General features: G+C 63.7%; 16 protein-coding genes. 5 read left to right on the plus strand and 11 right to left on the minus strand.

Features of this window, described 5'->3' with window-relative positions; genetic code table 11:
* Nucleotides 1–18: 18 nt before the first annotated feature.
* On the minus strand, nt 19–1707 hold the full coding sequence (gene fadD2 / locus K8374_RS16990; protein WP_224456487.1) for a long-chain-fatty-acid--CoA ligase FadD2: 1689 nt from the start codon (nt 1705–1707) through the stop codon (nt 19–21).
* A gap of 202 nt (nt 1708–1909) precedes the next feature.
* Here fadD2 and K8374_RS16995 point away from each other — a divergent pair, with 202 nt between their 5' ends.
* Complete coding sequence (locus K8374_RS16995) at nt 1910–2854, plus strand: alpha/beta hydrolase (RefSeq protein ID WP_224456488.1); 945 nt, start codon at nt 1910–1912, stop codon at nt 2852–2854.
* 37 nt (nt 2855–2891) lie between these two features.
* Entirely contained in the window at nt 2892–3362 is a 471-nt protein-coding gene (locus K8374_RS17000; protein WP_196146519.1) for a MaoC family dehydratase, read from the plus strand.
* A gap of 99 nt (nt 3363–3461) precedes the next feature.
* On the opposite strand, the gene K8374_RS17005 is transcribed toward K8374_RS17000, so the two are convergent.
* The 7 genes from K8374_RS17005 to K8374_RS17035 form a co-directional block, all read right to left on the minus strand.
* Nucleotides 3462–4700 carry an RNA polymerase sigma factor gene (locus K8374_RS17005; protein ID WP_224456489.1) on the minus strand — a complete coding sequence of 413 codons (1239 nt, stop codon included), beginning with the start codon at nt 4698–4700 and terminating at the stop codon, nt 3462–3464.
* Nucleotides 4700–5191, minus strand: coding sequence for an SRPBCC family protein (locus K8374_RS17010; protein WP_084858411.1), 492 nt, complete (start codon nt 5189–5191; stop codon nt 4700–4702). Before K8374_RS17010 ends, K8374_RS17005 begins: the two co-directional genes overlap by 1 nt.
* Nucleotides 5192–5209: 18 nt before the next feature.
* Entirely contained in the window at nt 5210–5554 is a 345-nt protein-coding gene (locus K8374_RS17015) for a YciI family protein (protein WP_084858410.1), read from the minus strand.
* Between the two features lie 46 nt (nt 5555–5600).
* A complete protein-coding gene (locus K8374_RS17020; RefSeq protein WP_224456490.1) occupies nt 5601–6026 on the minus strand; it encodes a YybH family protein in 426 nt (141 codons plus the stop codon).
* A 166-nt stretch (nt 6027–6192) separates the two neighbouring features.
* Nucleotides 6193–6837: a LysE family translocator gene (locus K8374_RS17025; RefSeq protein ID WP_224456491.1), complete on the minus strand. Its 645-nt coding sequence runs from the start codon at nt 6835–6837 to the stop codon at nt 6193–6195.
* Nucleotides 6838–6901: 64 nt separating this feature from the next.
* A complete protein-coding gene (locus tag K8374_RS17030) occupies nt 6902–7255 on the minus strand; it encodes a type II toxin-antitoxin system HicB family antitoxin (RefSeq protein WP_224459344.1) in 354 nt (117 codons plus the stop codon).
* Between the two features lie 502 nt (nt 7256–7757).
* Nucleotides 7758–8015 carry a DUF2790 domain-containing protein gene (locus K8374_RS17035; protein WP_224456492.1) on the minus strand — a complete coding sequence of 86 codons (258 nt, stop codon included), beginning with the start codon at nt 8013–8015 and terminating at the stop codon, nt 7758–7760.
* A 266-nt stretch (nt 8016–8281) separates the two neighbouring features.
* Between K8374_RS17035 and K8374_RS17040 the strand changes: the two genes are divergently transcribed.
* The gene (locus tag K8374_RS17040; protein WP_411969649.1) at nt 8282–8731 is read left to right on the plus strand and encodes a GNAT family N-acetyltransferase; all 450 of its coding nucleotides are present in this window, start codon (nt 8282–8284) and stop codon (nt 8729–8731) included.
* On the opposite strand, the gene def is transcribed toward K8374_RS17040, so the two are convergent.
* Together def and K8374_RS17050 are read right to left on the minus strand one after the other, a co-directional pair.
* A complete protein-coding gene (def, locus tag K8374_RS17045) occupies nt 8686–9222 on the minus strand; it encodes a peptide deformylase (protein ID WP_224456493.1) in 537 nt (178 codons plus the stop codon). The genes K8374_RS17040 and def overlap by 46 nt on opposite strands.
* Nucleotides 9219–10172, minus strand: a complete 954-nt coding sequence (locus K8374_RS17050; protein ID WP_196146328.1) for a YihY/virulence factor BrkB family protein — start codon at nt 10170–10172, stop codon at nt 9219–9221. The genes def and K8374_RS17050 overlap by 4 nt, the downstream gene beginning before the upstream one ends.
* Before the next feature lie 243 nt (nt 10173–10415).
* On the opposite strand from K8374_RS17050, the gene K8374_RS17055 reads away from it, so the two are divergent.
* Nucleotides 10416–10796, plus strand: coding sequence for a hypothetical protein (locus tag K8374_RS17055; RefSeq protein ID WP_084858403.1), 381 nt, complete (start codon nt 10416–10418; stop codon nt 10794–10796).
* Here the strand turns inward: K8374_RS17055 and K8374_RS17060 are convergent, their stop codons facing one another.
* A complete protein-coding gene (locus tag K8374_RS17060) occupies nt 10797–11633 on the minus strand; it encodes a S1 RNA-binding domain-containing protein (RefSeq protein WP_084858402.1) in 837 nt (278 codons plus the stop codon).
* 130 nt (nt 11634–11763) lie between these two features.
* Between K8374_RS17060 and K8374_RS17065 the strand changes: the two genes are divergently transcribed.
* Nucleotides 11764–12621 carry a DUF6279 family lipoprotein gene (locus K8374_RS17065; protein ID WP_224456494.1) on the plus strand — a complete coding sequence of 286 codons (858 nt, stop codon included), beginning with the start codon at nt 11764–11766 and terminating at the stop codon, nt 12619–12621.
* Nucleotides 12622–12627 lie beyond the last annotated feature (6 nt).

Raw genomic sequence — 12627 nt, forward strand, 5'->3', positions numbered from 1 at the left:
TCGGCAGCCCGCCAGAGATCAGGCGATATCGCGCAGCTCGCGGCGCAGGATCTTGCCCACCGGCGTCATGGGCAATGAATCGCGCAACACGATGTGCTTGGGCACCTTGTAGCCGGTGAAATTGGCTTTGCAGAATGCCTTGAGCTCTTCGACATCCAACCCACCCTCACGGGGCACCACGAACAGCTTGACCGCCTCCCCGGAGCGTTCGTCCGGCACGCCGATGGCAGCACAGTTGGCGACCTTCGGGTGTCCCATGACCACCTCCTCGATCTCGTTGGGGTACACGTTGAAGCCCGAGACGATGATCATGTCCTTCTTGCGATCGACGATACGGGTAAAACCGTCGGGGTCGATCACGGCGATATCCCCCGTCTTCAGCCACCCCTCGGCATCCAGGGTGGTGGCGGTGGCCTCGGGCTGCTGCCAGTAGCCCTTCATGACCTGTGGTCCTTTGATGCAGAGCTCGCCCCGCTCGCCCAGGGGGAGTTCGTTGCCTTGGTCGTCGATGACCTTGAACGCCGTGCCCGGCACCGGGATGCCCACGGTGCCCAGGCGTGCCAGCTCGCCATAGGGGTTGGTGCTGGCCACCGGAGAGGTTTCGGTCAGGCCATAGCCCTCGACGATGCGACAGCCCGTCAGTTGCTCCCAGCGTTCGGCGGTGGCCTTCACCAGCGCCGTGCCGCCTGAGTTGGTGACCTTGAGGGCGGAGAAATCCAGGGCCTTGAAACCGGGGTGGTCCATCAGAGCGACGAACAGCGTGTTCAAGCCCAGCAGCGCGGTGAACCGCCACTTGCCCAGCTCCTTGATGAAGCCCGGGATGTCGCGGGGGTTGGTGATCAGCACGTTATGGTTGCCGGTGACCATCATGCACATGCAGTTCGCCGTGAAGGCATAGATGTGGTACAGCGGCAGCGGCGCGATCATCACCTCCTCGCCGTCCTTGATCAGCCGCTGGCCGTCGGGGCCGTGCTGGGCGAAGCACGCCAGCACCTGCAACATATTCGCGACCAGGTTGCCGTGGGTGAGCATGGCACCCTTGGCAAGGCCGGTGGTACCGCCGGTGTACTGCAGCACGGCGATGTCGTCGAGCGCCAGCGCCACCGGCCTGGGCGACAGGCCGCGGCCCTGGCGCATCACCTGCTTGAACGACACGGCCTGGGGCAGGTTGTAGGCCGGGACCATCTTCTTCACTTTGTCGACCACCGTATTGACCAGCCAGCCCTTGGCGGTGGGCAGCAGGTCGCCCATCTTCGCCTCGATCAGGTACTGGATGTCGGTATCGCCGAGCACCTCCTGCACGCGCTGGCCGAACATGTTCAGGTACACCAGGGCGCGGGCGCCGGAGTCCTTGAACTGATGGCGCATCTCGCGCGCGGTATAGAGCGGGTTGGTGTTGACCACGATCAGGCCGGCACGCATCGCACCGAACACGGCGATAGGGTATTGCAGGACGTTGGGCATCTGCACGGCGATGCGGTCGCCTGGAACGAGATCGGTGTGCTGCTGCAACCAGGCCGCGAATGCCGCGCAATGGCGGTCGAGGTCGGCATAGCTGAGGGTCACGCCCAGGTTGCTGAAAGCCGGGCGGTCGGCGAAGCGCTTGCAGGAGCGTTCGAAGACATCGACCACGGATTGGTAGGCATTGATATCGAGGGTGGAAGGCACGCCCGCCGGGCGCTTGTCGTTCCAGAAGTCGGCTTGCATTTATAGTTGTTCCTCTGCCCGAAGCTGTCCCTACCTCTTTGCCCACACAGGCAAAAGGGTGTTGAACCGACGTTAGCAGGTAAGACGCAGGTGGCATACAAGCCAAGTGCCGCCATTAACATTGTGAATCTTATTTGTTGTCTTCCTGCAATCGACGCCATTGCGCATACACTGTCTCGAAGCCGTGCGCAAAGGACCTTCCATGCCCCATGACGCCTTCTGGCTGCCTGCCAGCGAGCATTGCAGCCTCTATGTCCACCAGTGGCTGCCGACCACCCCGGTCAAGGCCGTGGTGCTGCTGGCCCATGGCATGGCCGAGCATGCCGGTCGCTACCAACGCCTGGGCCACGCCCTGGCGGATGCCGGTTTCGCGCTGCTCGCCCCGGACCTGCGGGGTCATGGCCGTACTGCCGAGCTGGGCTGCTTGGGCCTGTTCGCCCGCCATCATGGCTGGACCACCGTGGTCAACGACCTGGGCCTGCTTGCCCAGCACATCGGCCAACAATTTCCAGGTACGCCGCTGTTCCTGTTCGGCCATAGCATGGGCAGCTACATCGCCCAGGCGTACCTGATGCACCACAGCGCCAGCCTGCATGGCGCCGTGCTCAGTGGCTCGAACTTCCACCCCCCGCTGCTGTACCGCGCCGCCTCCCTGGTGGCCCGTGCCGAAACCTGGCGCCAGGGCCCGCAGGGCAAGAGCGCGCTGCTCGACTGGCTGTCGTTCGGCTCGTTCAACAAGGCCTTCAAGCCCAACCGCACTGCCTTCGACTGGCTCAGCCGCGATGCTGACGAAGTCGACCAGTACATCGCCGACCCGCTGTGCGGTTTTCGCTGCTGCAACCAGCTGTGGGTCGACCTGCTCCAGGGCCTGGCGCAGATCAGCCAGCCGAAGAACCTGGCGCAGATCGACCCGAACCTGCCGATCCTGGTGATCGGCGGCGAATGTGATCCGGTCAGTGCCGGCAAGCGTCTGAAAGGTCTGGCCGCGGCCCTGCGCGCGACCGGCAACCGGCACGTGCAACTGCGCCTGTACCCCGAGGCCCGGCACGAACTGCTCAACGAAACCAACCGCGACGAGGTCACCGCCGATATCCTCGGCTGGCTGGAGCAGGCCCTGGCCCTTGGCCGCCCTGCGCGCAGTGAATGATGTACACTTCCCCGTCCGCCCTCCTAAGGAAGCCCCGATGACCCAGGTCACCAACACGCCCTACGAAGCCCTCGAAGTCGGGCAGAAAGCCAGCTATGAAAAGTCCGTGCAGGAGCGCGACATCCAGCTGTTCGCCGCGATGTCCGGTGACCACAACCCGGTGCACCTGGACGCCGAGTTCGCGGCCAAGAGCATGTTCCGCGAGCGCATCGCCCATGGCATGTTCAGTGGCGCCTTGATAAGCGCCGCGGTGGCCTGCACCCTGCCGGGCCCCGGGACTATCTACCTGGGCCAGCAGATGAGTTTCCAGAAGCCGGTGAAGATCGGCGACACCCTGACCGTGCGCCTTGAGATTCTCGAGAAACTGCCCAAGTTCAAGGTGCGTATCGCCACCAACGTGTACAACCAGAACGACGAACTGGTCGTCGAAGGCGTGGCCGAGATCCTCGCACCGCGCAAACAGCAGACCGTCGAACTGGTCACCCCGCCGAATTTCGTCGCCAGCTGATACGCCGCCCCTGTGGGAGCGGGTTTACCCGCAAAGCATGCCACACGGTATTCGCGGGTAAACCCGCTCCCACGGGCCTTGCGCTTGCTCAGCGCTTTCTCACCCCAACTCCCGCAGACACCGCTCGATATGCCGCCGCTCCGGCCCTTGCCGGGTGAGCGCCAGTGCCTGGCGCCAGGCGACCCGGGCCTGCTCATCCTGCCCCAACTGCCGATGCAGTTCGGCCCGCGCGGCATGGGCCAGGTGATAGTCGAGCAACTCGCCCCGCCCCAGGATCGCCTCGATCGCCTGCAACCCCGCCCTCGCCCCATCCCGCTTGGCCAGCGCCACCGCCCGGTTCAGCTCGACCACCGGTGACGGCCAGTGGCGCTGTAGCACATCATAAAGCCCGACGATTTCCTCCCAGTCGGTCTGCTCGGCGCTGGGCGCCTCGGCATGCACTGCTGCGATAGCTGCCTGTACGCTGTAGGCGCCGAACTGACGGCTGCGCAACGCCTGCTGCACCAATTGGCAGCCTTCGTCGATCTGCGCACGGTCCCACAAGCTGCGGTCCTGGCGGTCGAGCAGCACCAACTCTCCCGTCGCATCGGTGCGGGCGCGCAAGCGCGACGCCTGCAGCAGCATCAATGCCAACAGCCCGAGCACCTCGGCATCGGGCAGCAGTTGGGCGATCAAGCGCCCCAGGCGGATCGCCTCGTCGCACAGTTCGCGCTGCACCAAGTCTTCGCCAGAGGACGCGGAGTACCCTTCGTTGAACACCAGGTACACCACCCGCAGCACGTTTTCCAGGCGTTCGGGCAGCTCACCCAGGGCTGGGACCTGGTAGGGAATGCGCGCATCGCGGATCTTGGCCTTGGCGCGGACGATGCGCTGGGCGATGGTCGCCGGGCTTTGCAGGAACGCCCGGGCGATCTGCTCGGTGGTCAGGTCGCATACTTCACGCAGGGTCAACGGTACCTGGGCATCGGCTGCAAGGGCCGGGTGGCAACAGGTGAAGATCAGGCGCAGGCGGTCGTCCACCAGCAGTTCCTCCTCGCTGGGGTCCTGTCCCTCCCCTTCCAGAAGCATGATCAGGTCAGCCTGGGAGCGGTCGAAGCGAGCCCGCCTGCGCAAGGCATCGATGGCCTTGAAACGGCCTGCGGAGACCAGCCAGGCCCGGGGGTTGTCCGGGATGCCGTCCCGCTGCCAACGTTCGACGGCGATGAAGAAGGCGTCATGCATCGCCTCCTCGGCCAGGTCGAAATCGCCGAGCAGGCGGATCAAGGTGGCCAGGATACGCCGGGAGTCGCGGCGGTAGACCGCCTCGACCTCCCCGCGCACCTGTTCGGCATCAACCATCAGTCCGGCATCCGCTGGGTCACGACCTCCACCAGGCGGTCCAGGCTTTCGCCCCATCCCTGGTAGAACCCCATTTCTTCGTGGGCGCGGCAGTCGGCAGCACTCCAGTGCAAGGCCCGGGCGGTGTAGCGGGTCTTGCCCTGCTCTTCGTCGAAGGTCATCACCGCGGTCATGAAAGCCTTGCCCGACGGCACCCAGCCCGGGGCGAACGCATCGGTGAATACCAGCCGCCGCGGTGCGATGATTTCCAGGAAGACACCCTGGTTGGGGTACTCGGCGCCATCGGGCGCCCGCATCAACGTGCGGAACAGGCCACCGACCCACAGTTGCATCTCGCATTCAGGGGTGGTCATGCCATGGGGCCCCCACCATTGGCTCAGCCACTGGGGTTCGGTCCAGGCGCGGAACACCTTGGCCGGCGGTGCATCGATCAGGCGGCTGATGGCCAGCTCATGCTGTGCCTGGGCCAGGCCTGGTTGTGCAAGGCTCATGATGCTCGTTCTCCATTGTCAAGGTTGCAGCTCGCGCACCGGCCGCACTTCGACGCTGCCGACCCGCGCCGCCGGGATCCCCTTGGCGATGTTCAGCGCCTCGTTGAGGTCGCGGGCATCGACCAGGTAGAAGCCGGCCAACTGTTCCTTGGTCTCGGCGAACGGGCCATCGGTCAGGCTCATGCGCCCGCCCCGCACGCGTACCGTGGTGGCGGTCTGCACAGGCTTGAGCGCCTCGGCCGCGAGCATTCGCCCGGACCCCTGCAGCGATTCGGCGTAGGCCATGCATTCGGCGTCTTCGGGGCTGTCGGGCAAGCTGTGCAGCAGCCCTTCGTCACAATAGACCAGGCACAGGTATTTCATGGTCGTCTCCAATGCGGGGGTCGCGGGCAATTGCCGATGAGCGGTATCAGGGCTTGAGGTTGAACAGCGCCTTCTGGGTCTGCATGTCGAAAGGCGCCGACCAGTGTTCATGGATGACCTGCCACTGCCCGCCCCTACGACGATAGCCCACGGTGGCGCGCATGAAGCCGCATTGGCTTTCGTCGTCGGCCGGGCCGCAGCGGTTGAGCCAATGGGCCAGGGCCAGGTCACCGTCGGCATGCACGGTCAACTGGGCGAGTTCGAAGACCATCGGCCCGGTGCACATGCCCATGCACATCTCCCAATGCGCCCGGTAGGCCGCTTTGCCCTTGAATTGCAGCTCCTGGATGGCATCGAACGCCAGGATATCGTCGGCATAGGGCGCGGTGATCGCATCGAGGTCGCGGTCACGCACGGCTTGCATCCAACCTTCGATCAATTGGCGGATTTCGGTTTCGGCTGCGGTGTTCATCGGTGTTTCCTCCGATCGCTCATGAGTGGGTGGCACCGGGTGAAGCCGGTGCCTTCATGACTGGTCGAACTGGAATCGGGGAAATCGACACCGCGCTGAAAATCTTTTTTGTGGCATCCGCGACGGCCCGTACGGCAGTCCGACTGGTCCACGCTATGAACCAGGCTTATGGCGCCGGGCTGGCCAGAATGAACTCACGGTAACCGGAGAGAATCACGTACCCCGCGAAGTAGCAGAAAATCGCCGCCGACAATAGGTACGACCAAGTCAGCAAACGATCCCCCAGCAGACGCCCGCCGTGGCTGGCGATGCCACACAGGGCCAGGCACCAGACCACCCCAGCGGCGAAGAAGCCTCCGAGGAACAACCCGGCCTCCAGCAGCCCACCGGCACCGGAACGGGAGATCAGCACCCCACCCACCGCAGCGAACCAGAGGATGGCACTGGGCGAGGACATGGCCAGGAACATCCCTCGCAGGAATTCGCGCCAGGCCGGCTCGATCACCACCTGCCCACGGGCCTCCAGGTGCCCGCCACGCCAGGCCGCCAAGGCCATCTTCAGCGCAAACCACACCAACAGTGCCGAGCCGCCCAGCCACAAGGTCCAGCGCACCGCCTCGAACTGCAACAGCACGGTCATGCCCGCCAACGCCGCGACGGCATAGATCAGGTCACCGACGCACGTTCCCAAGCCCAGCCAGAGGCCTTGCATGAAACCGCGGCGCATCGCCAGGGTGATCATGGCGATGTTGGCCACGCCGATGTCCAGGCACAAAGACAGGCTCAGAAGGAATCCATTCGAAAAAGGCATGGGGCACTCTGTATTCGCTACGGCTCGAGAAGAGGCGCATTGTGCCTGGCTTGCAGCGTGGATGTCAGGCCCGCGCAGCTTGCTCGAAGATCTCGTCGGCCCATTGGTTGAGGCTCTTGCCCGCTGCTCGGGCCGCAATACTGGCCGCCGCATGTACCTCCGGCCGGATACGTAGCATGACCTTGCCGGAGGCGGGTTTTTCCGGTGACACGCCCCGCTCGACACAATCGGCCAGGTAATCTTCCAACGCCGCCCGGAAAGCCGCGTGCAACTCGGCTACGGAACAGGCGTGCAAGCTGATGATGTCGCGCATACCGAGCACATGGCCGACGAAAATGTCATCGCGCTCATCGTATTCAATGCGGGCAGCGAGGCCATGGTCGGCGTACTGAAAATCGTATGAAGGATATTGCGGTATCGAGTGTTCATCGAAAAATGCTATCAAAATGAGATTGCACTTTTTCCTCGATACCTATTCAGGATTTTTCAGCAGACACAGCCGCACCGCCCCCACAGGGATTTCGCAAGTCTTGAAAGCGGCGCAATCTCGGTGGGAGATCACCCAGCCCTTTGGGCTGCGCTGTCGCGCAGAGAACAAGTGGCGTATGGCAAGGGCTTCGCCCTTGATCGCGGGACAAGCCCGCTCCTACAGGCCTTGTCAAATCAATGAGTTATGCGTTGTTCTATGAGAGCTGGCGATAGCCTGCGATGGGCTGCAAAGCAGCCCCAAGCCCTCAAACGCGGGAACCCAGACTCAAGGGCCGCTTTGCGGCCCATCGCAGGCTCCGCCAGCTCCCACGAAGCAAGCGGAGCCTGGACCGTATTTGCATGGATTAAACCAACCGAAGGCAATTCGAGCGCGACAGCGCAGCCCGAAGGGTTGGGCTATCTCCCTCAAGGTCGAAGGCGGCGCCGGCGTTTCAGCCCTGGCTGCAACCTTCGCCCATGGCGCGGTACTGGATGGTGTGCACTTGGCCCTGGTGGTCTTCATAGGTCATGGTGGCGGGCACCACTTCGCAGACGTTGGGGATGGTCGAAAGGCTGATCACCCGCTTGATGTCCAGGTTCGTGGAATAGTCGTACTGCTCGACAACAGGCTGGGTGGAGGCGGTCTTGACCTCGTCTGCCAGGGCGAACGAGGACATACCGACCAATGCAAGAATCAGTAAGGGTTTCATGGTGTATGGCCTTAAAAGCAATCAAGCTGATCGATTGACTTCATATGCCGGAAATGGCGCGGAGAAGTTGTCATCGACTTCGAGATGACACGAAGTACCGATCCCGCTGCGTACGGGGGATGTAGAAAATTCTACTCCCCGCCGGTAATAGTTGAACCCCAAACCCGGACAATCACCCTTGCGTGGCCTGCAACAATTCATGACAGGCCTGCACCAGGGAGGCTGCAGGTCAGCCATTGTGATGTCACAATCGGCACATGACGACGATGCCTGTGCTTGACTGCCGCCCCCTCATCCGCCTCGAACGCAAGTTGCTCGACCACTTCTACCGCCAGCACGGCTCGCGCATGCGCGCGGCTGGCGATGGCGAATCATGGGTGGCGCGGGCCGATGGCATCGTCGGCGGCCTGAACCTGAGCCCCGTGGCCGATGGCCGTTGGCTCACCGGTCTGTTCGTGGCGCCGCAATGGCGTGGTCGGCAGGTCGCCACGCACTTGATCGAGGCAGCATTGGCCGCCAACGCGGCCCCTACCTGGCTGTTCTGCCATCCGGACTTGGAAGCGTTCTACCAGCGCGTTGGCTTTACCCTCACCGATGACCTGCCTGACGCCCTGAACGCACGCCTGACGCGCTACCAGCGCAGCAAGCGCCTGGTGGCGATGGTACGAGGTCAGTCGTCGCGGGCATTCAGCCCGGGGAACAGCACCTCGGTGTAGCCGAACCGGCTGAAATCCTGGATGCGCGAAGGGTACAGGCGACCGATCAGGTGGTCGCACTCGTGCTGCACCACCCGGGCATGGAAACCGTCGGCGAAGCGGTTGATCGGGTTGCCCTGTGGGTCGATGCCTTCGTAGCGGATATGCCGAAAGCGTGGCACCACGCCGCGTAGGCCGGGCACCGACAAGCAGCCTTCCCAGCCGTCCTCGACCTCCATCCCCACGGGCGTGATCACCGGGTTGAGCAGAATCGTCTGCGGTACCGGCTCGGCATCGGGGTAGCGCGCGCTGCGCTCGAAGCCGAAGATCACCAACTGCAGGTCGATGCCGACCTGTGGCGCGGCCAGGCCCACGCCCCCTACATGGCGCATGGTCTCGAACATGTCGTCGATCAACTGTTGCAGTTCGGCGCTGCCGAGCAGCGCCTGCGGTACTGGCGGGGCGATGCGCAGCAGGCGCTCGTCGCCCATCTTCAGGATGTCACGGATCATCGCGGGTTCGGCTCGCTGGGCTGGGGCTCGACCGGGTGCTCATGGCCGAGCACGGTCAGGGTCTGCTGGGTGGCATGACCAGCGGCTTCCTTCTCGCCTGGGTTCTTGCCTTCGCTCGACATGTGCTCGATGACCGCATTCATTTCCGCGCCCAACAGCAGTACCGCGGCGGAGATGTAGAAATACAGCAGCAGCACGATGATCGCACCGATGCTGCCATACATCGCGTTGTAATCGGCGAAGGTCTTCACATAGTACCCGAACGCCAGCGAGGCGATGATCCATACGACGACCGCCAGCACCGAGCCTGGGGTGATGAAGCGAAACTCCTGCTTCACATCCGGCATCACGTAATAGATCAATGCCACCGCCACCATCATCAGGATGATGATCGACGGCCAGCGCAGGATGGTCCACACCGTGACGATCACTTCCTGCATGCCGACCTGGGCGGCGATCCATTCCATCACCTGCGGCCCGAGCACCATCAGTGCCGCAGCCGCCAAGAGCATGCCGGCGATGCCGACGGTATAGATGATCGACAGCGGCAGGCGCTTCCACACCGGGCGCCCTTCGGGCACGTCGTAGGCGGCGTTCATCGCGCTCATCATCAGGCGTACGCCGGCTGAGGCGGTCCATAGGGCAATGACGATACCCACCGACAGCAGCCCGCCCTTGGACTGCTGCAACTGGTCGATCACCGGGTTGACCTGCTCCAAGGCCTGGGGCGGCAGCACCAGCTCCGACTGCAAGCGCAGCCAGGAGAAGAAGTCCGGCAGGTGCAGGAAGCCGATCAGGGCGATGAGGAACAGCAGGAAGGGGAACAGCGAAAACAGCATCTGGTAGGCCAGCGCGGAAGCATAGGTGGACATCTCGTCATCGAGAAATTCGCGAACGGTGCGCACCAGCACGCGGTGCAGGGGCAAACCGCGCAGGTCGGGGAAAATCATAGCGTCTCCTTTCGCCGCAAGATCGTGTCAGGCAAGGCCAACTGGCAGGCGGTAGGCCCTTTCAATGATGCAAGTCTAATAGACCACGCCAGGTGCGGTGCTGCTCAATCCCGGACACACCGAAGAAATGGCTACGCAATGGGCTATGCCGGGCACGCACTATGGGAGCAAGCCGGGCTTGTTCGCCAGCAGCGCCCAACGCACAATACCAGGCCTTTCTAGCGTCAACCCGCAGGAACCTGCATGAAACTCGACAAACCCACCGCCATCGCCCGCCGCAACGAAGTGCTGGAACGGCCGGTGCTCAACCGCGACAACACCTTGTTCGCGATCCTCGACCGCAAGCGCAACCTGTGGTGGTTCGATGTGCCGACGGCGCTGCTGCGCAAGGGCCAGCCCGACTGGGTCAACCTGCTGCTGCACACCCCCGAGACCGACACCCTGCAGCACCTGAAGGTGCCGACCAACTTCCTGCGTGCCCATCAGGAACAGATGGAAGTCCGCCACCCCGGCAAGCGTCGCTCGACCATCAGCCTGGCCCTGAGCGCCGACCGCGATTCGCTGCTACGCGACACCCGCCCCGGTGGCGAGCAGCTGGACTTCACGCCCTTCCTGCAGGCCTGATCAGGCTCGCTCGATACGATCGTCAAGGATGACGATACGGCCCTGCTTGTACAGCGCGCCAATCGCTTTCTTGAAATTGCCCTTGCTGACGTTGAACAGCCGGCTGATCACCTCCGGGTCGCTCTTGTCGCAGACCTCGAGCATACCGCCGGCGGCCTCCAGGCGCGCCATGATCTGCTCGGGCAGGCTGTCGGCCAGCACCTTGCCCACTGGCTGCAGGCTCAGGGCGATCTTGCCGTCGTGGCGCACTTCCTTGATGTAGCCCTTCTCGTGCATGCCCGAACGCAGGAACTTGAACACCTCGTTCTTGTGGATCAGGCCCCAGTGGCGGTTGTTGATGATCGCCTTGAAGCCCATCGGCGTCTGCCCGGCCACCAACAGCTCGACCGGCTGGCCGGCCTGGTAGTCGGCCGGGGTGCGATCCAGGTAGCGGTCCAGGCGAGCGGTGGCGGTGATGCGGCGGGTGCGTTTGTCCAGGTAGGCGTGCACCACACAATAATCGCCGATCTTCAGCGGCCGCGACTCTTCCGAGTACGGCATCAGCAGGTCCTTGGACAGGCCCCAGTCGAGGAAGATGCCGGCGCCGTTGATGTCCTTCACCTTGAGGCTGGCGAACTCGCCGACCTGCAGCTTGGGTTTCTCGGTGGTGGCGATCAGCTGGTCCTCGCTGTCGAGGTAGATGAACACGTTCAGCCAGTCGTCCACCTCGGTGGCGGTGTCCTTGGGGATGTAGCGCCTGGGCAGCAGGATCTCGCCGTCAGCCCCACCGTCGAGGTACAGGCCGAAGTCGGTGTGTTTCACGATTTGCAAACTGTTGTAGCGCCCAAGCAAAGCCATTTACGAAGATCCTCAAGACAAGGCGGCTATTCTACACCTGAACAGCCCCGGCCGCCTGTCCGTCCATGCCCAGGAACTGCAGTGGCCAGGTTGCGTCTACTGCCAAGCAAGCCCCAGCAAGGATCGGCCCATGCTCCTGACCCTGCGCCACGCGTTCCTCGCCCTCTGCTTCGCCCTGGCCGTGGTGGCCTGCAGCCGCATCGACCTGGCCTATCGCAACCTCGACGTGCTGGTGCCCTGGTCGCTGGGCGACTACCTGAACATGAACCGCCAGCAGAAGGTCTGGCTCGACCAGCGGCTCAAGCAACACCTGGCCTGGCATTGCCAGACCCAGCTGCCCAGTTACCTGGAATGGCTCGACCAGATCCGCCGAATGGTGGCCAACGATCAGGTCACCGACCAGGCCCTGCGCCAGCGCACCGACGAAGCGCGTCAGGCCATTGCCCGGGTCGCCGAGGCGATCACGCCGTCGGCCACCGAATTGTTGCGTGGCATGAGCGACGACCAGGTCAAGGAGATGAGCCGGGCCTTCCGCGACGATATCCACAAGCGCCAGACGCAATACGACAAGACGCCATTGCCTAAGCAGGTCAGCGAACGCGCCCAACGCATGGAAGAGCGCCTGGAGCCCTGGTTCGGCGAGCTCAACGCGCCCCAGCGCCTGCGCGTGCTGACCTGGTCCCAGGCGCTGGGGGACCAGGACGGCCAGCGCATTGCCAATCGAGCGCACTGGCAGCAGCAACTGGTGCAGGTCCTGGCCCAGCGCGATGCGCCGACCTTCGAGCCGCGCCTGGCGCAACTGCTGCAGCGCAAGGAAAGCCTATGGTCCCCGGAATACCGCATCGCCTTCCAGCGCTCCGAACAGCAAGCCCGCAGCCTATTGGTAGACCTGATCAGGCAGAGCAACCCAGGTCAGCGCCAGCACTTGCTGGAGCGACTGACCAAGGTGCGCAGCGACTTCACCGAGCTCAAGTGCATGAAGGGCTGACGGCCA

Source organism: Pseudomonas sp. p1(2021b) (assembly GCF_020151015.1).
GTDB lineage: Bacteria > Pseudomonadota > Gammaproteobacteria > Pseudomonadales > Pseudomonadaceae > Aquipseudomonas > Aquipseudomonas putida_K.